Origin of the sequence: Rhodococcus sp. UYP9 (genome assembly GCF_040547235.1) — a bacterium.
Taxonomy (GTDB): domain Bacteria; phylum Actinomycetota; class Actinomycetes; order Mycobacteriales; family Mycobacteriaceae; genus Rhodococcoides.
Genome location: NZ_JBEPPH010000005.1, coordinates 121,783 through 144,756 on the forward strand (window position 1 = coordinate 121,783; position 22,974 = coordinate 144,756).

Annotated in this window: 15 protein-coding genes; 4 read left to right on the plus strand and 11 right to left on the minus strand. The window is 61.3% G+C overall.

Annotated elements, in window-relative coordinates:
- Nucleotides 1-20 precede the first annotated feature (20 nt).
- From ABIB36_RS15935 to ABIB36_RS15965, 7 genes are all read right to left on the minus strand, one after another.
- Nucleotides 21-2,066 (minus strand): acetate--CoA ligase family protein, encoded by a 2,046-nt coding sequence (locus tag ABIB36_RS15935; RefSeq protein ID WP_354560991.1) that lies wholly within the window; start codon nt 2,064-2,066, stop codon nt 21-23.
- A 32-nt stretch (nt 2,067-2,098) separates the two neighbouring features.
- Entirely contained in the window at nt 2,099-3,205 is a 1,107-nt protein-coding gene (locus ABIB36_RS15940) for an ABC transporter ATP-binding protein (protein ID WP_354560988.1), read from the minus strand.
- The gene (locus ABIB36_RS15945) at nt 3,202-4,038 is read right to left on the minus strand and encodes an ABC transporter permease (protein ID WP_354560986.1); all 837 of its coding nucleotides are present in this window, start codon (nt 4,036-4,038) and stop codon (nt 3,202-3,204) included. The genes ABIB36_RS15940 and ABIB36_RS15945 overlap by 4 nt, the downstream gene beginning before the upstream one ends.
- Entirely contained in the window at nt 4,035-4,946 is a 912-nt protein-coding gene (locus ABIB36_RS15950) for an ABC transporter permease (protein WP_269306157.1), read from the minus strand. Before ABIB36_RS15950 ends, ABIB36_RS15945 begins: the two co-directional genes overlap by 4 nt.
- Entirely contained in the window at nt 4,943-6,001 is a 1,059-nt protein-coding gene (locus tag ABIB36_RS15955; protein ID WP_210729889.1) for an ABC transporter substrate-binding protein, read from the minus strand. The genes ABIB36_RS15950 and ABIB36_RS15955 overlap by 4 nt, the downstream gene beginning before the upstream one ends.
- Before the next feature lie 413 nt (nt 6,002-6,414).
- Nucleotides 6,415-7,722 carry a plasmid pRiA4b ORF-3 family protein gene (locus ABIB36_RS15960; RefSeq protein WP_354560983.1) on the minus strand — a complete coding sequence of 436 codons (1,308 nt, stop codon included), beginning with the start codon at nt 7,720-7,722 and terminating at the stop codon, nt 6,415-6,417.
- An 86-nt stretch (nt 7,723-7,808) separates the two neighbouring features.
- Nucleotides 7,809-9,560: a TerD family protein gene (locus ABIB36_RS15965; protein ID WP_269306152.1), complete on the minus strand. Its 1,752-nt coding sequence runs from the start codon at nt 9,558-9,560 to the stop codon at nt 7,809-7,811.
- A 243-nt stretch (nt 9,561-9,803) separates the two neighbouring features.
- On the opposite strand from ABIB36_RS15965, the gene ABIB36_RS15970 reads away from it, so the two are divergent.
- Nucleotides 9,804-10,430 (plus strand): DUF2510 domain-containing protein, encoded by a 627-nt coding sequence (locus ABIB36_RS15970; protein WP_269306150.1) that lies wholly within the window; start codon nt 9,804-9,806, stop codon nt 10,428-10,430.
- A 163-nt stretch (nt 10,431-10,593) separates the two neighbouring features.
- Here the strand turns inward: ABIB36_RS15970 and ABIB36_RS15975 are convergent, their stop codons facing one another.
- The gene (locus ABIB36_RS15975; protein ID WP_354560979.1) at nt 10,594-15,441 is read right to left on the minus strand and encodes a PDDEXK-like endonuclease domain-containing protein; all 4,848 of its coding nucleotides are present in this window, start codon (nt 15,439-15,441) and stop codon (nt 10,594-10,596) included.
- A 230-nt stretch (nt 15,442-15,671) separates the two neighbouring features.
- On the opposite strand from ABIB36_RS15975, the gene ABIB36_RS15980 reads away from it, so the two are divergent.
- Both ABIB36_RS15980 and ABIB36_RS15985 read left to right on the plus strand, forming a co-directional pair.
- Nucleotides 15,672-17,267, plus strand: coding sequence for an SIR2 family protein (locus tag ABIB36_RS15980; protein WP_354560977.1), 1,596 nt, complete (start codon nt 15,672-15,674; stop codon nt 17,265-17,267).
- Between the two features lie 121 nt (nt 17,268-17,388).
- Nucleotides 17,389-18,315, plus strand: coding sequence for an SMI1/KNR4 family protein (locus tag ABIB36_RS15985; protein WP_354560975.1), 927 nt, complete (start codon nt 17,389-17,391; stop codon nt 18,313-18,315).
- Nucleotides 18,316-18,603: 288 nt separating this feature from the next.
- Here ABIB36_RS15985 and ABIB36_RS15990 read toward each other — a convergent pair whose 3' ends face one another.
- The 3 genes from ABIB36_RS15990 to ABIB36_RS16000 all read right to left on the minus strand — a co-directional run bounded on the left by ABIB36_RS15990 (nt 18,604) and on the right by ABIB36_RS16000 (nt 21,283).
- Entirely contained in the window at nt 18,604-19,815 is a 1,212-nt protein-coding gene (locus ABIB36_RS15990) for a Fic family protein (protein ID WP_354560973.1), read from the minus strand.
- A gap of 228 nt (nt 19,816-20,043) precedes the next feature.
- On the minus strand, nt 20,044-20,460 hold the full coding sequence (locus ABIB36_RS15995) for a hypothetical protein (protein WP_354560971.1): 417 nt from the start codon (nt 20,458-20,460) through the stop codon (nt 20,044-20,046).
- Between the two features lie 550 nt (nt 20,461-21,010).
- Nucleotides 21,011-21,283, minus strand: a complete 273-nt coding sequence (locus ABIB36_RS16000; protein ID WP_354561227.1) for a LuxR C-terminal-related transcriptional regulator — start codon at nt 21,281-21,283, stop codon at nt 21,011-21,013.
- A 211-nt stretch (nt 21,284-21,494) separates the two neighbouring features.
- On the opposite strand from ABIB36_RS16000, the gene ABIB36_RS16005 reads away from it, so the two are divergent.
- On the plus strand, nt 21,495-22,772 hold the full coding sequence (locus tag ABIB36_RS16005) for a TetR family transcriptional regulator (RefSeq protein WP_354560969.1): 1,278 nt from the start codon (nt 21,495-21,497) through the stop codon (nt 22,770-22,772).
- Nucleotides 22,773-22,974 lie beyond the last annotated feature (202 nt).

Consider the following 22,974-nt stretch of genomic DNA (forward strand, 5'->3'; position numbering starts at 1 on the left):
ATTTGGGCTTCTGAAGAGATTCAGTAGGAGGGTTCTTCGATGATCAGTGCGTCCACCGCAACGATGCCGTTCGGTCCTACGCGTAGCGGATTGAGCTCGATCTCCGAGATGCTCGAGTGGGCGGCGGCAAGTTCGGAGACTGCCACGACAAGATCGGTCAGTCCGGAGATGTCCACCGCAGGCTTGCCGCGCCAACCGAGTAACAGTGCGTGGCAATGGAGTCGCTCGATCATCGCCGCGGCGGTGCTGCGATCCACGGGCGCCATCTCGATCGCGACGTCACGGTAAACCTCCGCCTCGGTGCCTCCAGCTCCGACGACCACGACAGGTCCGAGGTCACGATCGCGGCGTACACCCAGCAGGATTTCCACGACGTCCGGGCGCCGGTCCATCTCCTCGAGGATGTACTCGCCGTCGCCGAGCGTGCCGTGCATCTGGGCAAAGGCTTCGCGGGCATGCGTCACGTCTCGCAGACCGACCGATACGCCGCCGACCTCGCTCTTGTGCTCGAGCCAAGCGGCTTTGAGGACGAAAGGAGCCGTGAGCTCAGCGGCTACTCGGTCGATGTCCTGGGCCACGAGAACGCGGCCACTGCCGGGGAACTCGACCCCAGCTCGACGCAGAAACGATTGAGCCGCAGGATATCCCGGGCCAATCGGAGTGTGGTCTGGCGCCGATACGGTCATCTCTCGACCGGATCGTTGCAGGGCGGTAACAGAGGACAGGGAGGACACCGCAGCCTCGATACTGGCGTAGGCCGGGATACCGTGTTCCCACATCGCCTCGATCGCGGGGCCCTCTGCCACCATCGAATGCACCAGCAATGGCTTACCTGCCGCGCGTGCCGAAGCCGCCATTCGCTCGACCAAATCGGTTTCGCAGGCGGCAAGAGTTGGTGTGTCGACGCCGTAGCTGCCGAAGTAGCCGGTCAACAGTACCGAGTCCACTTCCTCCGATGCCAGCATCTGCTCGACGACGGTGGCGTAGGTGGTCAAGTCCTTCTCGCCGGCTCCGGCGAGATCGACGGGATTGCTGACCGCAGCACCGTCCGGCAGCATGTCCGTCAGGGCGCCCGCCAGTGGTTCGCTGAACGCCGCAACTTCCAACCCGGCCATGGATGCAACGTCGGCCGCGATACCGGTCTGTCCCCCGCTGTCACCGACTACGCCGACACGGCCGCCGGCGGGTAGGTGCGCCGACATCAGCAGTCGCGCCACCTGAATGATCTCGGTGGGGGTATTCACTCGCACCGCGCCCGCGGCACGCGCCGCCGCATCGACGACATCCAGTGCGGAGGTCATCGATCCGGTGTGCGAACGAGCCAACCGGGTGCTGGCCGCGCTCGCGCCCACGGTCAACAGGATCGTGTGCTTACCGGCCGCGCGCAGTCGGGCGATCGTCGAGATCAGTTGCTTGCCGCCGGCGAAGCTTTCGAGATAGAGAGCAACGACTTTGGTGCGCTCATCGCCGATCAGGTCTTCGAGCAGCTCGGCCGCTATTACGTCGGTCTGGTTTCCGATGGAAACGAAACGTGAAATACCCAGTCCGGCGCGATCTGCGAGTGTCGCGATCTCCGAACCGAGCTGGCCGCTCTGCGAGATGATCGCGATGGAGCCTGGAGTGAATTCACCCCAGGCCAGCTGCAGCGTGGTCGAAGCGTCGAAGATGCCGAGGCTGTTCATGCCGACCATTCGGGCCCCTGCTGCCTTGATCCGCGCGCCGATCTCCTGCTCGCCGGGTGCTCCGGCGGTGATGCCGAGAAATCCACGCACTCCCAATGCGAGCGCTTCGTCGACGACCGCGCCCACCGTAGCCGGCGGCACGCACAGCGCCACGAGCTCCGGCACGGCCGGTAGATCCGCGATGCTCCGGTAGCTGCGCTCGCCGAGGATATCGGCCCCGCTGCGGTTGATCAGATACACGCTGCGCCGATCGCGGCCTTTGAGTGCGCCGCGCGCCAGCCAGTATCCCCACTTCGACAGATCCGCCGACGCCCCGATGACGGCGACCGATTCCGGATCGGTGAACACGCGTAGGCTTGCGCCGGCGATCGTGGTAGTAGCCATAGCGATGGAACTCCTGAGTTGGTGAGGCTGGTTCAGCGATCGAGGACGGTGAGATCGACGGTGGGCCAATGCGCGTGCACTGCGGCACCGGCCGTCACCGCGTCTGCTGTATGCGGGACGGGGGTGCGGGCGATCAGCAGACGACCATCCGATGTCCGAACCTGCACCTGACGGCAATTGCCGAAATAGACTGTGTCCTCGACAGTTCCGTCGATCTTGTCGTGGTCGGCGGCGACGGTCTCGCCCGCACCGATGATGCCGATGCGCTCGGGACGCAGCATTACGCTGGCCGTTCCGCTGGGTTCGGTGGCCGGCACCCGGAAGCGGTTCGCAGTGTCGTTCTCGTAGAAGACACCGTCGGTGATCGTGCCCGAGAAAATATTCGACGCGCCGATGAATTCTGCCGCGTAGGTGCAGTTCGGGGACTTGTAGAGCTCCTCGGGTGTGCCGACCTGGACGATTGCGCCGTTTCGGAGCAACGCGATGCGGTCGGACATCGCGAGGGCCTCGTCCTGGTCGTGGGTAACGAAGACGAAGGTGATGCCCAGTTCCTTGTGGAGGCGACGGATTTCGAGCTGCAATTGCTCGCGCAGCAACTTGTCGAGCGCACCGAGGGGCTCGTCCATGAGAAGCACCGGTGGGCGGAATACCACCGCGCGGGCCAGCGCCACGCGCTGCTGCTGCCCACCCGAAAGCTCCGACGGCATCCGCGCGCCGAGGTGGCCGAGCTGGACCAGCTCCAGGGCGTCGGCGACGCCCTTTTTGATGTCCGCCTTGTTCCACCCGTGGCGGCGAAGCGGGAAGGCGACGTTCTCGGCGACGGTCATGTGCGGGAACAGTGAATAGTTCTGGAACACCACTCCGAAGCCGCGTTTGTGGGGCGGCACCTTGGTCAGCATCCGACCATCGACCTCGACGTTGCCGTCCGTGGGCTTGATGAAGCCCGAGATGATATTGAGCAAGGTGGATTTTCCGGAGCCGCTGGCGCCGAGCAGCGTGAGGAACTCGCCACCGCGGATGTCGAGGTCCAGGTTGTCCAGCACGGTGGCCTGACCGTACTTCTTGGTGACACCGGTGACGGTGATGGCCGCGCCTGGCTTCTCGCTTGTGGCCGGGGATTTCAGGGTTGCAGTGCTCATGACGTTGCTCCAATCGTGGCGCCGGCATTGCGGTGCCGATACGTGCGAATGCTCAGACGGATCAGCTTCATTGCTCCGAACAAGAGGAATGAGCCGATGATGACGAACAAGGTCAATCCGGAGATGGCGGCGACGGTCGGGTCTACGGAAACCTTGACGCCGGACCAGATCCGCACCGGCAGCGTGGTCATTTCCGGTCCGGAGAGGAAGATCGCGCTGACGACCTCGTCCCAGGAGGTGATGAAGGCGAACAGGGCTCCGGCGAAGACGCTGGCCGCGATGTTCGGGAACGTGATGCGGAAGAAAGTGGAGATCGGCCCCGATCCGAGGCTCTGCGCCGCCAGTTCCAATCCACGATCGAAGCTGACCAACCCGGACGCCACGTTGATGATCACGTAGGGCACTGCCAGCGCGGTATGCACCAGTACGAAGCCGAGCGTCGTCTCGGTCAGGCCCATCTTGAGGAAGACGATGTAGACCGCGAGACCGACGATGACGTACGGCACGATCACGGGTGCCAGTAGCAAGGCGGTGAGCGCCCCACGGAACGGGTACTTTCCGCGGACCAGGCCCATAGCGGCCAGCACGCCCAGCACTACCGCACAGATGGTCGAGAGGACCGCCACTCGCAGACTTACCAGCGCCGACTCGATCCAGGTCGGATCGTTGATCAGCTGCTCGTACCAGCGGGTGGAGAACGCCTTCGGTGGGAATTGCAGGAAAGCACTGTCCGAGAAGGACATCGGGATGACGACCAGTACTGGCATCAGGAGGTACGCAATGGTCACCGCGGCGACGAGAATCAACGCCGCGCGGGTCAGGAGTCTAGTCATGATTGCCCCATCAAGTATTTCTTCATGTCCACGAATCGGCTGGCGATGGCGAGGAGTACGAGGGTGCTCACGAGCAGCAGGACACCGAGCGCGGCTGCGAAACCGAACCGCAGCACTGTGCTGACTTGTTGGACGATGAGCTCGCCGATCATCGTGTTCTGCGGACCGCCCAGCAGGGCGGGCGTGATGTAGTAGCCGAGTGCCTGGATGAAGACGAGGATCACGCCGGCGAACATGCCGGGCATCGTCAGCGGCACGTAGACCTTGGCGAATGCCAGCGAGGGCCTGGCCCCGAGACTCTCTGCCGCTTGGAGCAGCCGACGGTCGATCCCGCGCATCGTGGCGTATAGCGGCAGCACGGCGAACGGCAGCGTGATCTGAACCATGCCGAACAGCACCCCCGACATGTGACGTAGCAGCGGCAGGGGTTCGTCGATGACGCCCATAGAGTCGAGGGCGGTGTTCAGCGCGCCGGTGTCCCGCAGCACGAGCACCAGCGCGAAGCTGCGTACCAGCAGGCTGGTCCAGAACGGTACGAGGACCGCGATGATCATCACGGCTCGCCAGAACGGGGTCGCCAGAGTCATCAAATACGCATAGGGGAACGCGATGAGCAGTGTCAGCACCGTGGTGCCGATTGCGACGACGAAGGTGTTCTTCAGGACCTTCAGGTAGAGGGAGTTTTCCCAGATCGCCCGGTAATTATCCAGTCCGACAGTGGGATCGGTGAAACTCTTGGAAAACATCATGATAAGTGGCGCGATGAAGACCACGAGTAGGAACACCACGACCGGCAACAGCAGCAGCGACCACCCGTTGGTCTCGAAGCGTGACCGCCACGGCGGCTTTGCACTCTTCGGCGGTTTGGGAGCCGTCACTTCGACCGGGGCTTCGAGAACATGACTCATGAGATGGCCCACGCATTCAGTCGCTCGGTGACTTCGTTGTAGTGCTCGGCCCAATAGCGGTAGTCGATCGCGCCGGCCGATTCTTCGATGTTGGCCGGGTAGGTCGAGAGTTCCTTGGCAATATCGGAGGGGACCTCGTCGAGCGCCGCGGGATTGACGGGTGCGAACAGACTGCCTTCGGCATCACGGGCCTGGCCCTCGACGTCGCCGAGGAAGTGGACCATCCAGTCCATCGCCAGTTCTGTGTTCGGGTAGCCCTTGGGGATGACCACCTGGTCGTGCGAGATCAGGTTCTCTCCCCATTCGTTTGCGATGGGTTGATCTTCAGCCGCAGCTTGGCCGACTCGACCGTTCCAGGCTTGGACCAGGGGCGCTTCGCCACTGGCGACCAGTTGAGCCTGCTCGTCTCCAGTGTCGTAGAAGACGATGTCGTCCTTGATCGTGTCCAGCTTGCGGAATGCGCGATCCAGATCGAGCGGATAGAGATTCTCCGGCTCTACCCCGTCTGCCAGCAGTGCGGCCTCGAACATGCCGCCGGTGGCGTAATTCCAGAAACCGCGTTTGCCAGGAAAAGTGTCGGTGTCGAAGAACTGAGCCCAGGTGGTGGGGTGAGCGTCGGGGAAGGTGTCCGTGTTGTAGGCGATAGTGAACGCGTACAACAAGACTGGGATACCGCAGTCGCTCATGAACTTCGGATCGATGTTCGCGGCGACGGCCGCGGCCTTCACCTCCTCGGACAACGGGGTGAGGGTGCCGTTCGCGCAAGCAGTCTCTGCGTAGTTCGGCTCTACCTCGACCACGCCCCACTTGACGTTGCCGTTGTCGACCTGGGCGGCGATCTTCGCGTAGTCCGAGGGCGAGTCTTGGCGGACCTTGAGACCGTTCGCCTTCGCCCACGGAGTCACGTAGCTCTCGATGTGGGTCTGCTGACCTGCCCCTCCCCACATGGTGACGGTGAGGGTTTTCGACGGATCACCGCCCACCCCGCACGCAGAGAGAGCTAGCAGTGCGGCCAGCCCTACTGCGACTCGGGATCCAATTTTCGCTGATCTCACGCTCGACTCCTTAGTTGACTGACGCGCCAGTTAGTTATGAAGTGTGGCGTGCGTCATGATGAAAGTCAAGATGTGATGCGCGTCTAGTTCCGAGCTCGCCGACAATCGGGTGGGCTACGTGAATCCGCTCCAATAGGCCGGGCCTCGAACGTGAGTGACCGTGACGCAGTACTCCATCTTCTCGCGTGACCGAACAGTGCTGGAAAAAGAACGTTCGACGCGAATGTGCCGGCACCGGTGATTCACCTATACTTCGTGGAACAAGTTGCCGCATAATACAACTCGTCCGCGCATAGACCGTTTCCAACAACGGCATGCTTCGATCGGGACTAGTTGACGGCCGCGCCGATCGGCCCGAATGGATCCCGAATTCCGTGCAATCCTAGGTCACGATATGCGTGTCGACGGCGCAACTACCCGAGGCACTGTCGTGCGAACGACCGACCCCAGTCAGGTCCGGCATCTCTTCGTCCGAGACCCGATCCAACAGCTCCTACGAGGGTGAAAAGGTCGAGTGTCGGCCGTGCGAGGTATTGCGTGTACGGACGCTCCGAGTCCGGCACCCTCCACCAGATGGCGGACAGCGAATCGAAAATCGCCGCGTTACGTTCGGTCCCATCGCATCCTGCTGCCACAGTCACCAGAAGCAGAATCCCGGCGTCAACTTCCAGGTCGGACTTGCCCAGTGGGGATCTCGAGACTGCCCGGCGCCACAAACCTACGGGATCGTTGGCGAGTTTTCGACCATCCTGTGTCAGGATCAGTCGCCCCTTGAGCACTCGGGCGAGGCCGAGGTCTTTCAGTGCGGTACGCATCCAATGAACCTGATGATTGTCGATTTCACGCGAGGAGTTGCCGATCCAGTCCCGCCCCCAGTCCAACTCGTCCCGCATTGCCGCGACGTCAACGGGTCGTAAGTAGTTGGCAGCGGTCAATTGAAGCCCTTCCGGGCCGATGCGAGCACGCATCCAGGACAGCTTCTCCATGGCGACGCCGGAGATGACTGGGTCCACGTCGACGTCGTCGAAGTCGATGAGTCGAAGCATAGGCGTGAGAAATCGGTGGTAGTCGAGCGGCGCGCGGTCGAGGATCGTTCCCAACAACGGCGTCGCACGGGTGACCAGTCGACTCAGGTCACTGAGATCGCGCCTGGACACAATCCGCGCGTTGGCCTCGTCCACCTCGAATCGACCTGCCTCGAACGTTCCAGCCCACTGGCGATAGTGCTCGTGCTCCTCACGCCCCGGGTCGGCGAGGGCCTCCAGGAAGTCCTTGTATCCGTACGGTCCCCCGCAGTCCTCGGGAGGGCACGCGCGCTCACCGCCGAGGCAGCGGGCGCCGTCGTCACCCAGCCTGCCGATTGCCTCCACGACGAGCCGGTGCTCCCAGTTGTCGCCGAAATCGTATTGATATCCGAGGCTGTCACCCACCCGGGACAGCAACCGGCCTATCGGGATGTCGTCCTCGGCAATCCCGGTACCGTCGTCGCCTTCGTCGAGCGAGAACTGCATCTCGAACCGTTGACCATCACCGGCACCGCCTTCCCCTGAAGAGAATGCGTGTAAATGTCGGTCCTCCCAGCCCATCGCATCCTGAATCACGTTGTGCAACTCGGGAAGAAGCAGGTTCGAAGGCAGAGCAAGACGCCGCCACACCGGTGGCTCCACTTCATCCAGTGTCACCTTGATTGTCAACAACACAGGCCGGTCAGTCTCCGTCACCCGCACGACATTAGCTCAACCGCAACCGCCGGCCTTTGAAGGCCAGATCAGCGAACTTGCAACCAATCCCTCCCGAAAATCGATGGCTAGCTGTCCACCTCGACGCCGTATCGCACGGCAAGTTCCGCCAGACCGTCGTCGTACCCTTGACCGATTGCGCGGAACCGCCAGCCCGCTCCTCGGCGGTAGATTTCGGCAAGGAGCAATGACTGCTCGGTCGTCGCCGCGTCGAGAACCGCTGTGGCTACGGGAGCCCCATGCCCGTCGAGAGCGATCGACACAGCACCGATATCACCGAACGTGGCGTCGCCTTCGATTGCTGCCGCGACCACGATCCGTTCGCAGTCGGCTGGCACCGACGTCAGATCGATGCCGATCCCCTGTTCACTGTCCCCATCAATAGTCAGCGTAACTCCACCGTCCGACGTCGCCGGTGCATTGAAGAAGACGAAATCTTCCTCGCTCGAAACCAATTCGTCGCTGTTGAGCAGGAAGGCGACCACATCGACGGGCGCGCTGTCGGTGTCACTTGCTCGCCAAGACACGTTGACGGACAACGAAGTCATGCCCGGGTCGAGGTCGAGAACACCTCCCCGCGGAACGAGAGGGGCAATCTTCGGTCGTACGGGGCCAACTGCAACCGGGTGGTCCAGATTCAACGCACTGTCGACCAGCACCGGGGTGAGCACTGTTAATCCACGTTCGGCGACTCGCGGCATCCGAGGGTCGCCATCACCATCGGTCAGCACCAGAACGTCGGTCACACCCGCACTCAGGTTCACTGCCGGCGTCGCGCCGAGCTGAATCAATCGCGAACGCATCAAGACAGACTCGACGTGCGACCCACCCATCACCAGTACGCGTCGGTCTTGCCACGGCTTGTCGGCCCCGAGGCTAGCCGGAGGTGACAGTGGCGAAGTAACGACGACCGATGCCCTCGCGCCCTTGGCAGTCCCCGAACGCACTGCGTCGAGGAGGTCGAGGATCTGCGACTCGCCCACGACCTCCAGCCCGTTGGCGCGGGCGCGCCGAACCTTGCCACTCTCGGATGTCGGATCGGAGCAGACCACCAGACTGGTGTAGCGGCTCACCGAATTCATGACGTCGAGCCCTGCCCGATCGAGACGGGCGGCCAGTTGTAGCCGTGGAATATTCGTGCTTCCACTGATTACGACGCGCATCCCCTGGATCAACCCCTGTGACGGGTCGAACCGGCCCGGATTCTCCCAACCGCAGTCGGTCCGTGGGACGGAGTCCGGATACAGCGTCAAGCGCTCGGTGCACATCGTCACCGGCAGTGGCAGATCCAACGATCGGGCCAGACGCGAACTATGGGTGAAGATCTGCGCCAAAACGACAGCATCGTCGTATGCATCGTGCGCGTTGGACTGCATGACCTTCCAATGTGCAGCGAGCGTCGCGAGTTTGTGGTTCGGTAGGTCGAGTTGTAAGCGACGTGACAACGCGACGGTGCACAGCCGCTGTTTGGTGGGCATGTCCACACCTGCGCGCATAGCTTCCAATTTCAAGAACCCATGGTCGAAGCTCGCGTTGTGCGCGACCATCGTTCGACCGTCCAGCATCTCCATGAGCTGCGGAGCAACATCCTCGAACTTCGGCGCACCTGCCAGCCGATCCGGAGTGAGCTTGTGAATATGCACCGGACCAGGATCGCAACCCGGGTTCACCAAGGTAGACAGTTCGCGGCCGACATTGCCGTTCTCGTCGATCGTCAATGCGGCAATACTGAGAACACGGTCGCGGCTTGCCTTCAGGCCGGAAGTCTCAACATCGACCACGACCCAGCGGTCGTCCGTGGCCGTAGTGGCATTGCGCATCTTTCCTGCTTCCGACGATAGCGGTCCGATCTCCGGTCACTATGCAGCATCTACGGTGAGCACACCACCAGAACACAATCCAGTCCCGGACTCTGACGTGAACTGCCCGAGACAGAAGTTCATTCACTCGAATGAACGAACTGGTGAATATGTCCAGTTTCTCATTGGATAATTGAAAAGCACTTTCGCCGTAGTACTCCCGCTACCGGCCCTCGGAAAGCCTGTCACGAACGGATCGTACGAATGCCCGATGAATCACTGTCCGCGCAGCCTGGATGGTATCCGACCCCGGATGGCCGCCAGCGGTATTGGAACGGCTCGACGTGGCTGGATCTGCCGGAGCCATCAGGACCCTCGGCGCCCACCAGCGTGAAGACCCCGAGGTGGCGCCCATCCAAGAAACTTGTCATCATCGCTGCCGCAGCTTTGCTCGTGTTGGCTGTCGGAGGAATTACCGCCACGGTAGTTCACGACTCGAACGTAGAGGCGGAACGACAAGTTGCGCAGGACGCCGCCGATCAAGCCGCACAACAAGAGTCCGACCGTGTCGCAGCCGCTGCCGCAGCACAGAAGAAGGCGGACGACTCCGAAAGGGTCTCGAGGCTCATTTCGGTAAGCGGCATCGAAAGCAGCATCAAAAAGATGGCCGAGGACCACATCTCGAAAGGCATCGTTGATGGGCCGATCATTTCGGTATCGTGTTCACCAGTGAGCGGAGGATCGGCCGACGATCTCACTGCGACAACGACTGTATTCGAGTGCTTTGTTTCGAACGAAGACAACGGAGATGGGACCATGAGTGGTTACAAGTACCACTCCACGATGAACTGGACGACGGGGAGTTACACCTACGGCTTCGGCGCACCGTAAGCGAGTCCTCAGACCGATCGTCCCAGCTGTTCGGCTGCGTCGCGCAGTTGAACACCGATTCAGTCGGTCGCGTCGTCGAACATGTCGCGGGCTGCGCCGAGGTGCAACCGCCGAGGCCCGCCGAGTCAGCTCTCCAGAGACTGGGGGATTTCGAGTGCGGTCATCATTTCGTCTCTACCTGCTGCGCAGTGCGGTAGTGCCCGGCGATCTCTTCCAGGGCGCCTTCGACCACCAGTCCCCTACCGACGGCGCGCACGATCTCCTCGTCGACTCCCAGGTCAGTTGCGATCTCGTCGGCTGACACTTCCGATGCAGCAGATCGCTGGAGTAAGCGCTCGCGGACATCGTTGCGAGAGACGATTCCTCGCTTCGGCTGCGCTAATACCGCATCGTCGAGATGACGTGATGATTCGGTTGGTTCACTTATCGGAGTTTGCGATTCACGCACCACCTGCGCCGAGGAGACCTCGGAAGCCTGAGCGATGGGCTCTATCCTGCGCGTCCGAGTTGCCGCCACACCAGACATCACGGGGGCACCAGCAAGGGCCTCCTCTTCAGCAATGTCTTCCACGACCGATTCGTCAGCGGTCAGTGTTATCGGGGCCCATGTCGTCGGCGCCTCCTGTCCTGCGGAGGCGTTCACCGAGTACGGGGAGATACCGAGTGTGTCGAGCGTTTCCCATAGGGACGAAAGCGCAGCCTCCTGGTCCAGGTAGTACTCGGATTCGCGTAACCGCCAGAATGTCCAGCCGACGCGTTTGATCTCTTGTTCTCGCTCCAGATCGGCGTTCCGCTGTTCGGGAGTCGAATGAAACGCGTCGCCGTCGCACTCGACGGCCAGCCTCGACGCGCCACCGGTGACAACCAGATCGATTCGGCGGCTGTTGACCTCGACCTGGGGGTTGACGTGATAGCCGCGAGCGACGATATCGTTGAACACTCGCTGCTCGAAGAGACTGTCGAACGGTGACTGGCGAACGTCACGACTGACGTTCTCCGGCATGGCTTCTGCCGGAACCGGCGAGGTCGAGCTGATATAGGTCAGCAATGACTTCCTGAGGTCACCTGCTTTCAGTCGATCCGCCGTCACGGAGTGGAACAGCCAAAGCTGATCTTGCGCGCGTGAGGCAGCCACGTTGAAGCGGCGTTGGTACTCGCTCTGAGTCAAGGAGATGAACTTCTGCTCTGGGGCGACGACCAGTGACAGCATCACCACATGACGTTCGTCGCCCTGAAAGTCGGGTGGTGTACCGACTCTCAGCTTCCGCTCTTCGTACACTTCGGCGGACACCCGGCGCATCAGGAGGTTCTCGATGACGTCGACCTGTGAGCGGCCCTGAAGCACCACGACTCCGAAGGTCTTGCCGTCGTAGGCCGGGTTGTCGAAGCACTCGATCAGTTGGTCGACAATGGCGGCTGCTTCGAGTTCGTTTCTGAGCGTTGCGCCCTTGCCGAGATGAACGGCGCCTTCGACATAGGTGTGAGCCAGCGGTGGGAGCCGGTCTGCACCGAACTGTCGAACCGGGATCAGCGGCGAATCACGGTAGAACTGGTTGCTCGACCAGTTGATGATTTCCGGCATGCACCGGAAGTGCTCACGTAGCCGGACCACCTGGCCGAATCGAGTCCGCAGCATCGAGAACAGACTCGACCGCGGAGTAAGCGTTGTGCGCACATGCTCAGGTAGGTCACCCAGATAGAGGTCGAGCCGATCGAAAATCGTGTCGAGCGCGCCGCTCGACACTTCGCTCGGTGTGCACTGCTTGTCGTCGCCCACCACGATGACGCGTGGCGCCAACCAGAGTAGGAACAGACTCGTGATGTCTGCTTGGCTGGCCTCGTCGACGATGACGACGTCGAACGTATTGGGCTTTGCTGGAATGGACGAGAGAACTTGCTGAAGCGGCATCACCCAGGCCGGGACCGCGCTTTGCGCTTCGAGCATCGCCGAACGAGCTGCGCTGCTGTACTTCTCCGCATACTTGCCAGTGCCCATACCGATGTTGGCGACATGGTCGCGGTATGTCTGCAGTGCTTGAACTTCTGTCGCGGTCATTCGCTTGAGCGAGTCGCGCCACGCGCTCGCTGCGGCGAGCTGGGATGTCAGTTGCGCAATATCGGCGTCGACGGCGTCGAGTTCCGCATCGAGCTCCTGCTCCCTACCGGTTCGGTGCTGCTCGACGATCCATTCCTGGGCACGTCGCCATGCCCAGGCTTTGTCGAGTTCCCAACCGATTCGGTCCCATTCCTCGTTGCCGGCTGTAGTTCGAACGAGCTTCGCAAGGGCGGGCGCTGCTTCAGTTAAACGAGACTCCAATTCGGTCAACCGCAGTTGGTTCAGTGTTTCACTGCACGCCGAGACATACTGATCGACTGAGTCTTCCAACGCGCTGAAGTCAGCCGAGTCGAGCGTGTGGATCAATACCTTTCCCTCGGGTGAGGGGGCTTTGTCCATCTCGATCGACACGGATCGGACCAGCTGATCCAACTCCGCGCGTGCGCTTTCCACATCCGACCTCGTGGCTATAGCACCGGCCGCGCCTGCAATCGACAACGCTTCGGCCAGGGAACGAACTCTCGGGTGCGAATGCGAAATAGACCTGAGCTGTGAGACCAGCTGATCACGAGTTGCTACAACGTTTCGAATAACGTCCAAGGATCGGAACGTGCTTTGCAAGCTGTTGATCTGCAGGCCTCGAGATCCGTCGACGACTACCGAAATGCGCAGGTCGGCGAGGAGCATCCCTGCTGAACGGATAGCGTCCAAAGCCCTCACGTGCTCCGCCACTGCACGGAGTGCACTGGCGTCGGCCGCGGGAGCACCATCCACGGTGGCGACAATGCCTGACTGTTCGTAGGCTCGCTGCTGAACGCTCTTGAAGAATCGACCCGACTTCCATTTCGCACCTGTCTCCAGAGCGACGGCCAACGCGTTGAGGACAGTCAGGCCCTGAGATGTCGTGTCCGAGCTGTAGGCATCTCGCGGACCCACGGCGGAGTCTGCTCGCACCGCGATGTCGAGAATCGCGGGCAGAGAATCAACACGCGCCCAGAGGTAGTCGGCCTCGCCGGACAGGACGCGGTCGGCCAGTTGCTGGAATTGGGGCGAGAGTTGCTGCACGTCGTCGACGAGACCATGCAAGCTCTCGCACAGCGACCGAACCTGTTGCGCAGTGGGCAGGTCGACGCCCCCGAGAATCTCGATGAGCTGCGCGGATTCGGCGGTATCGGTCGAAACCTGCGTGGTAGCTCGGCTGAAAAGCTCTTCCAGTGCCGGCCGATCCGGCAGCAAGAATTCGATGGGAGTAAGTAGTTTGGCGGGCCGAGCACTCTGAGTCGGTGACGCTGTACTGATGAGCTTGCGTAGCTCACCGATCTCTGTGCCGGACAGGGAAGGTTGCTTCGCGTGCAGTGGCCCGGGAAGCCACGAATACGTTGCCTCGTTTGCCTTCGCCTGTTTGACGATCGACGCTGCGCTACCTTCGTATCCGTCGGAAACATGAGGATGCTGGTAGGTTTCGGCTTCCCGCAGCGAGCGAATGCGTTCGAGGATGACTGAGCGATTCTGCCGGGCGGCCTGCCGTCGGGCAGCAAAATCTTTGATTCGTTGATCTTCGAGGCGCTCGTTGAACGAGGATTTGCGCTCGGCGATCGTCGCGACACTTTTGTTCAGCTCGTGCGAGCCACCTCGTGCAAGATCGGTGATGGAGACACAGAGTTCCTGCATCTCGACCGGCAACTTGTCCCGCAGTACGCGGAGTGCCTGCGATTTCTCGCTCGTGACGAGGACTCGTTGACCGCGAGCCAACAACGCCGAGACGAGGTTGGCGATGGTGTGGGTCTTGCCTGTTCCAGGCGGACCTTCGACGACAACGCCGCTGTCCTTACCCAACCGTTCCAGGATCTGTGACTGCTCGGCATTGGCAGGAAGCGGGAAAAGAGGATCGTCGGCGAGTGTCGAAGAAGCGGCAGCGCCGACGCTCTGGAGCCAATGGAGACGGTCGTCGGGCTCGATCGCTTCCACCAGCTGAGCCAATCCCAGAGGCACTGGGGAATCGTCCGCCTCGACGTCGGCGATCATCTTCTCGTAGTACTCGACCAGTGCAAACGCGCCACGCTTACGAAGCACCAATGCTGGTGACGGCGTGAGCATCTTGTCCGCTTTGGCAGCGGATTGTTCCAGTAGTTCGTTGACCTCGATGGTCTGTGTGAGGGCCCGCGGTGCCCAGTCTTTGAGGAATAACAGAACGCCATCACTCAGCGGCGATACGGCCTGCTGTTGTAACTGCTTCTGCAAACCGAGCGAACCCGAGGAATCGAAATCTGATCTACCCGTGAGGAGCTGGGTGTCCTCGAGTCGTGGCGAGCTCATCGGGGTCAGGCGTACAACGAGATCACCGGTTGCTTCGTCACGGTCAACGGACGCGCTCTGAGTGATCAGGTGGGTCTGCACAGCGTCTTCGGTGTCGAACGACGCAAGGGAAAGCAGCCCTGATGCCAGAACCAGTTCGACGGATTCCGGACGGGCAGACAGCTCCTGCATCATGCGCTGCAGCGCCTGATAGAACTCTGCCTGCGGTCGCCTGATGCGATCGGACGCAGCCCAGGTCTGCCACGTCGGCAACCACTCAGCGAATGCGCTGCGCACTGTCTCCGCTTCTGGTGAGTCGCGCTGGATGGCGCCGAGACCGGTCAACGAACAGGTTTCCGACAACTGCGGAGACTTCGATCGACTATCGGTAACCAGCTTCGCGTCAAGCCATCCCGTGAGAACCTTCGGGACCGGCGGCGGATCTTCGATGCTGACTCGTGGGGCACGGACAGCGATGCCGCCTTGCACTACCGACGGGTCGACCTGGGTGACCCTGTCATCACGGAACAGCCATTCGACCTGCGCATGCTGCTGGACCTGCAACACCGGACTGGTGCGAGACTTTACGATCTCGCGGAGGAACTGCATGAGGCGCTTTACCCGCCCCTTGAGTTCTGCGTCGTGTTCTCGACTAGCCACTGCCAACTCCAAATTCGCCCCCGGAGGCGACGTCTTCGCTCCCGCGGACAATCTATCGGTTGCCTCCGACACGTAATCCGTTAGCAAGAGCAAAGTGCACGATGGCCCATCGACTTACGGATGTGTGCAGCGATCACTGCCGGCCATCGGACCAGCCCGACCGAACGATCTAGCATGGGCGGTGTGATCGAACGACAGCCTTCCGGGCACGCGCTATGAACGAACGTGAGATGTCAACGGAAACAGGGATCGAGGGGCACGTTTTCGTCGTCCGGGGCAGACTCGAAGCAGTGGCATCGGATGTCGTGATCGTACCGACGGATGGAACATTCGTACCTCGTCGAACGTGGTGGCCGGCCCTCGACATCGATCAGAAGCCCCCGCCGCCGCTCGACCAAGATCACAGGGCTCGGCGATTTCGACCGCACAGTACTCAGAGCCGATCCGCCTGGCTGTTGCACGTCGCCCACGGCGGCCATCCATCCGTCACGTGGCTGATCGACGGCCTCGAACATCTTTTACGACTAATCGACGCCGACCGGCCGAAGTTCGTGAGCGACGGTCGAGTGAGACCGCTGATCGCGCTCCCAACCATTGGGGTAGGACGAGGAGGGTACGCAGGCGTCCGCGGAAAAGTGATCGAGGCGCTCTATGCGACAACACTCGAATTTGTCGCAAAATCCGACTTCGATGTCGTTTTCGTGGTGGAGAATGCAGCGGATTACGCTGCCTTCCAAGCAATTCGGCGAGAACGATCCTTGCCAACTCGCCAGCGCGAGGCGGGCGCCCACTTGGCTTCCAAAATTCGAGGTGGCGACACCGCTCTCCTGCTCGGTGCCGGCGTCAGCATATCGGCAGGCCTCCCCACCTGGGACGAGCTACTCGCAACCATCAAAAAGGACACACTTCCAGACCTGGATCCGGATCAATTTGCAACGCTGGGTGTCCTCGACAGAGCCCAATTGCTGTCGAAATCTGTTCAGGGGCAAACCCTCGGAGAACGCGCAGCGGGAGCTACGGGAGCTGATGCGAAAAAGGTACCCACCCTTGCGCACTGTCTTCTGGCGTCGTTGTCAGTCGAGAAAGTTGTCACCACCAACTACGACTCCTTGTACGAGGACGCATTCAAAGCAGCGAACGGCCCAGATTCGATCTCGGTATTGCCGCGCGAGAACGCCGTTGGTGATCGCGCATGGCTACTCAAGATGCACGGTGACGTCGCGGCACCTGAAAGCATCGTGCTGAGTCGTCGAGACTTCGTTCGCTACGACGCCGAGCGACGCCCTCTCGGGTCCATCGTGCAGTCCATCATGGCTACAGGCCATCTCATTGTCATAGGCGCCTCGATGACCGATGACAATGTACTACGGCTAGCGCATGAGGTTCTCGCAATGAATGCCACCAATAATCATCAACGTCCGTTGGGGACGGTGGTCACCCTGCAGAACGATCCCGTACGAAGTGCACTCTGGGAAGGCGATTTCGACTACCTCGCAGCGTCCGATTCCTCCAACATGAAAGTAGCGGCGCGGGACCTGGAGATCTTGCTCGACGGAACAGCGATGTACTCCAGCGATAGATCCCCGTACCTACTCGACAATCGGTATGCCGAGCTGTTGAGTCCAGAAGAGGCACAATTGGCCGACCACCTTCGTGAGGCTGCTCATCGAATCCGCTCACTCACCCCTGCCCAACGCAGCAGGTGGAAGTCACTGGAGACAGTTCTGACGGCTATGGGCGACAGTGAACTATCCCTCAACCACGCTGGCACTCAGCCTGAGCGGCCCGTGAAAGCAATTCGGGACCGTGGGCTTTTCAGAAGGTGATCGACAATCGCGCGAGATGCGCCGCTCCAGATGTTTCTTCGGCACCTAATTGTGCGTAGCCGGAGCCTGGACCGAGCATGCAGGCGCGGGTGGCGAAGCCACCACAACCGAGGAGAACGCAATGGAATGGTATGTGTCGATCTGGAACAGCGAGACGAAACGAATCGTCACCCGGGGTGGCGAGGCGCATGATCGTGAGACCGCGATCGAGCAGCTCGTCGCGATGGGACGTTCGCTCGCATACACCGAGGACGGCACGCTGATCGGCAAATTCGGCAATGTCGTCGTCGACGACGAGCCGGGTAACTCGGTCCCTTTCGGCGACCAGGACCTGAGTGACGACGAACTCTGTCGCCGGGTGCATGCCGCAATCGAGTACACGATGGGACGGACCGAACCATCACACGAGCCTATCCATACGGCGTCGGTTACACACGAGGGTCCCACGAAGTTCTCTACCCCAACGGGTACCGTCACCGATCAATGGGACCGAATTGCGCTGTGGCTCAGCACCTATCTCGACACCGCACCTGTGGTCCCCGCTGAGCAGACCGCCATCGACGACGCTATCGCACGCACCGGCGTTAGCTGGCCCGAGGAGCTGCAGGCGCTTTTCAGGTCGGTCAACGGGTTTCCACATGATGCGTGGGTACCGCTGCTGCCATCGCACGAGTTGTTCGATCTCGAGCGCGTGATCGACGAGCGTCAAGTGGAGCTCGAGGTCTGGGGCGAATTCGCCGAGGACATGGACGAGGACCAGTTGAGCGCGTCGATGGCCGGGGACTCGGTGGGCACGTGGCTCCCAGAGTTCGTGCCGTTCGCGGGCGTCGACGGCAACCTACTGTTCGTCGACACCAGGCCCGGTCCGCTACACGGATGCGTGACCGAATTCGACAAGGTCGGCGCGGACGACGACGGCCCGCAGTGGATCTCGATCAGCGCGTTGCTCACCGACCTCGCTGATGCTCTCGAGTCGGGCCTCCCGTTCGCCGGGGTGTGGACACCGTCAGTGGTCGACGGGCAGTTGGAGTGGTTGTACGCCAACTAGATTGGACTCCTGGACCGGTCCGCAGCATCGCGTTGGCGCTGCACAGCATTTCTCGTGAGCGTCTACCTCTGCCGGAAGTCCGAGCCCTTCGACAGCATGGTCGGACTGTTCGGGGCACGGTTTTTGGTGAACTGCAGCATCCGGACCAGACCTGGTCACCACACCGCGGCTGATCGGTACCTTCGGCGCAGTTCACTGACGATCCTCTATTCCGTCGATAACCTCGCGCGGACGCTCCCCGGTAGCGCTCGCACCCGAGAGGTCCAACTGACAACACGAACAGAGTCGCTACCACCTGGCCCGACGGGTGCGCTCGGCGAAACGGTCGAGCGCATCGAGGATCTCGTCTGCCTGCCACACGCGGTTCCGTCGCCCCTTCGACGTCTGGTGGAGAACGCCCGCGTCGACGAGTCGGTCGATGGCTCGCTGAGCAGACATATCACTGACATCGAACGTCCTCTGCACGAAAGGGTTGTCGATCACTGGTTGTGCAATGAGCGCATCGATCAGGCTCCATACGACAGATTCGCGGCGCGCAACAACGGCTCCGATGAAACGATCTCTAGCAGATGCCAATTCGTCGATCAATGTTCGGCCATTCGACACCGCTGTGAAAGTCGCGGCATTCAGGCGCCGAATTATCGGTTCGACGTGCCCCATTCTGTACTCGTCGAGGCTCGAAAAGTACGACGCCGTGTCCGTCAGCAGACCGGCGGACAATGGGGCCGTGACACGTTCGATTGCTTCTGCCCGTCGAAGCATCGTATGTATCAGTGATCTGCCGGTACGTCCGTTCCCATCGGTGAACGGGTGAATCGTCTCGAACTGAGCATGGGCGATGGCCACCTGCGGAAAGACTGGAAGATCGTCCCTCGATGCGAACACGAAAAGATCGTCCAACGACGCCGCAAGCCGATCGTGATGTGGCGGAACGAATGCAGCGTGGTGTGGGCCGACATCAGAGCCACCGATCCAGACCTGCTGAGTGCGCCACCGGCCTGCGTCGGGATCACCGGCCGGCTTCATCAGTGCCCGGTGCATGGCTAGTATCGACTCGGCAGACACCGTCGCACTCACTGCGAGTGCGGCCTCCATGGCGCGCACGTTGCCGCTGACGATCGACGCGTTTCGACTGCTCGGCGAGCCCAACTCGGCGAGAGCCAACGAACGCGCGCCGACGGTGAGGTTCTCTATCTGTGATGAGGCAGCGCTCTCGGATCGCAGCAGGATCGAGCTCATCGGCGCCAGCTCGGTGGACGAGCCGAGCCGCTTCGACGCGTATTCGTCGAAGCGAACGATTTCACGCAGCGCATCCTCGGATTCAGCCGACAATTCAGCAGGAAGCCGAAGCTCGAGGTCACCGATCCGAGGAAGGACGGCAGCTCGGTATTCCCCCGCGTGCAACCTGCGCTGGGTTCTGGATGCATGCACGGATGACGCCTGCCACGGCCGACTCTCGTACTCGACAGCAGCCAACCCGAGATTTGAATCAGTGGCCACCAGACCAGCATACCAAGCCTTACACCTCTATGCATTGGTAATACTCCCCGATGACGCCAATATTGCCCCGCATCTACAGCTGCTTACCCGGTCATCGGACCGCCCGAGGCTCCCCAATCGACAGAACTGATCTACGGCATCGCGGCCCGCTGCGCTGGGCGCTGATAGAACGTCCGGCGCTTTTTAGCTGAAATAGTCTCGCTGTGACAAATTCCGGGTCGGCGGTGCCTAGCCTCTACGGAATTCGACCGACACTGTGCGTCCCTGGGAATCGGTTGCGTAGATTGAGTTCTCGGTGAGGGTCATGAGCCAGGTGTTGCTACTGCAGCTGCCTGATAGCACGGTCGCTCGCACGACCACAACGGCACCGTTTCGACTCTCTTCTGTCCAGTCCGCGTTGCATGGCCGGCCTGGTATATCGATATTTGCACGTAGCGGGTTAGCTTGGCTGATGTTGAGCGCCGCCAGGTAGGTTCCGTCGGAGACGGTCCAGGTTCCGTACCAACCGCCGACGACTCGATCGTCTGCCGGTGGAGCCAGGGGGAGCGGAACGAAGGGGAATCCCGGCACCGTGCCCGGGGCCTCGGCTGATCCAAGCAGCGGAGCAACGGAATTGAGAACGTCGCCTGCGCTACCTGTCGCCATATTGCCAATGTCTGGGATCGGAAGTTCCACTACACCGGAACCCAAATCAACAATCGGGCCGGCGTGCGCCGTCGCGCCTACTGTCGAAAACAAAGTCGCAATAGCGATCAAGGCAATTAGCGGCGAAAACATTTTCTTGCGCATTGAGCATCTCCAGGTGTTTGACCAACGATCGATGGCCTCAATCTACAAATCCGCGGTCGCGAAGTCTGTCTGCTGTTCGGTGGTCGACTCTTCGAATGTCGGTCGCTGAATGCGCCGCCACACGAACACATTTTGTGACCTGCACCAGTAGGAAGCATGTGTAGTAACCGATGCCGTGGGGAACGTCGATCTGAGTTGGAGGTCTGTCGAAATCTATTCGACCACAATGCCTCCCGTACTGAGAGCCATGGAACCAGGCTTGGTTGTCCAGTCTCGACGTCATCGTCACCGGGGACTCGATGATGACGACGGCACGGGTGCGCAAACATCCAGACCACCTCGGCGACTCATACCACAGATGGACCGGCTGCGGGAGGCGCCAGTGCATACCTCGTGGGGTCGAACGTCACAGTTCGTGAAGATCGATCAATCCGTCTTGGATGGCCCGCGCGAGTAGTGCGGCCTTCGTCGAGGCGCTCCGTCCTGCCTGATCGTATTTGGTCCGGATTCGGCTCAGATGCGTGTTCACGGTGCCGGGGGCGATGAACAGCATCTCGGACACCGCCGACTTCGAGTCCGACTTGATCCACGCCAGCAGAACCTCGACCTCTCGTGTACTGAGGCGTGGGCCGCGTGGCCGGGTTGTTCGGGCTATGTCCGGGTCGAGGGAATCTGTCATTGTCACGCGCGGTCCTCACTCTGGGTGCCGCACATCCTGGTGACGTGCGCGCATTGAATCCCTATGCAAGCGGATTGGGCCGCCCAGGTCACTCCGCGCACCGATAGCCACCGCTCTCGAGTGACAGTGAGTACTCTCGCTAGGTGCCGTGGCGGGATCCTGCTGTGGACACAGCTTCATTTGGCTGATGGACGTGGATTCATTCGAATAAATGAGCAAGGGGCAGAGATTGACCGAGCACGATGCATTGGCGTCGCAATTCGTCGAGGCCGGAATTTCTTTGCTGGCCGAACAGCCACGGGAGGTTCTTCTCCGGGGGTTGCGGAGCGAAGATGTCGTCCACCGTGCGGGTGCGTCACAGGCGACGTTCTTCCGACGATTCACTACCAAATCCGAGTTCGTCGACGCCCTCGTCTCACGACTGACCGAATCCGGGTGGCCGACCGCTGAGGCCGTTCGGGACGCGGTGCGGCTGAGCCGTCGGACGCACGCCGAGGCAGTGAACCCCGCCGTCGTCTCGCTGGCGGCGGACACCTTCAACGTACTCGTAAACGACGCCCTGTCGGCCAGAACCGTTTTGGCGCAAGCGTTCGGCAGTAAGCGGGCGTTGAAGGCGGACTACGGCCGTAGAGACGAATTGGTCGTGGCCGCGTACGAAGCACTGTTCGAGCAGGCCGATGCCACGATGCGCAGACCGTTCACGGTCCGAACTCTAGGCATGACCGTCAACGCGATGCTCGACGGCTTCCGCCTGCGCAGCCGAGTCGATCCCGCGGCGGTCTCGGCGGCCGGCGTCGCCGATGCAGTGCTTGCGTTCCTCGGTGCGGTGGTGGACACATCCGGTCGGCACCAGCATCTTGACGACGTGGTCGCGCCCGTCGAACCGGTCGTGACGCGGCCTCGACCGCGTGATCCGAGGGCCGCCATCATCGACGCTGCGCGCATCGAATTCGGCAAACGCGGATACTTCATGACGCGTATCGACGACATCGCGGACGATGCCGCCGTACCGCGTGCCGCCGTCAAAAAGCTCTTCCCGACGAAACAGCACATCCTCGTCGGAGCGCTGCAAGCACGCGTGGACCTTCTGCGGGAGACTGTGGCGGATGATCTCCTCATCGGGACGGACGAAGTCACCATCATCGAGAACTTCTTGCTCCGCTGCGCGCGATTGGCTGCCCACGAGATCGAATTCATGGATGCGATGCTGGTGGCCGTGGCGCACGATACCTACGGCGAACCCGACGGCCTTCTATCCATCAAGCAAAAGCTCAACATTCCGTCCATCATCGGACCCGTCATACAGCAGGGCCAGGATTCCGGGACTCTGGCCTTGATCGGCAGCCCGGTCGACCTAGCCGCGGGAATCACGAACACGCTCCTCATGCGGTGCTTCACCCGTCGGAACAACACCCCGGAGGACAACGCGAAGTTCATTGCGGATTTACTGTTGCGTGGGCTCGGGGGCCAGCCGCATCAGTCCATCTGAACCCTGGCGCGGCACCGATCGAGGCAGTCGAGAAGTCGACTCCGAACGCCGTGTTCGAGGAGTTGGGGGTCTGTCCGCATCGTGTGGGTTGGTGGACCGGTGTCTTTCGTTCACAGAATCGGGACCAAATGTCTTATTTCGCACGGCCATCGTCGATCAATCGTCGGATACCTATCCGAGGTCAGCCGCTTTACATTCATCG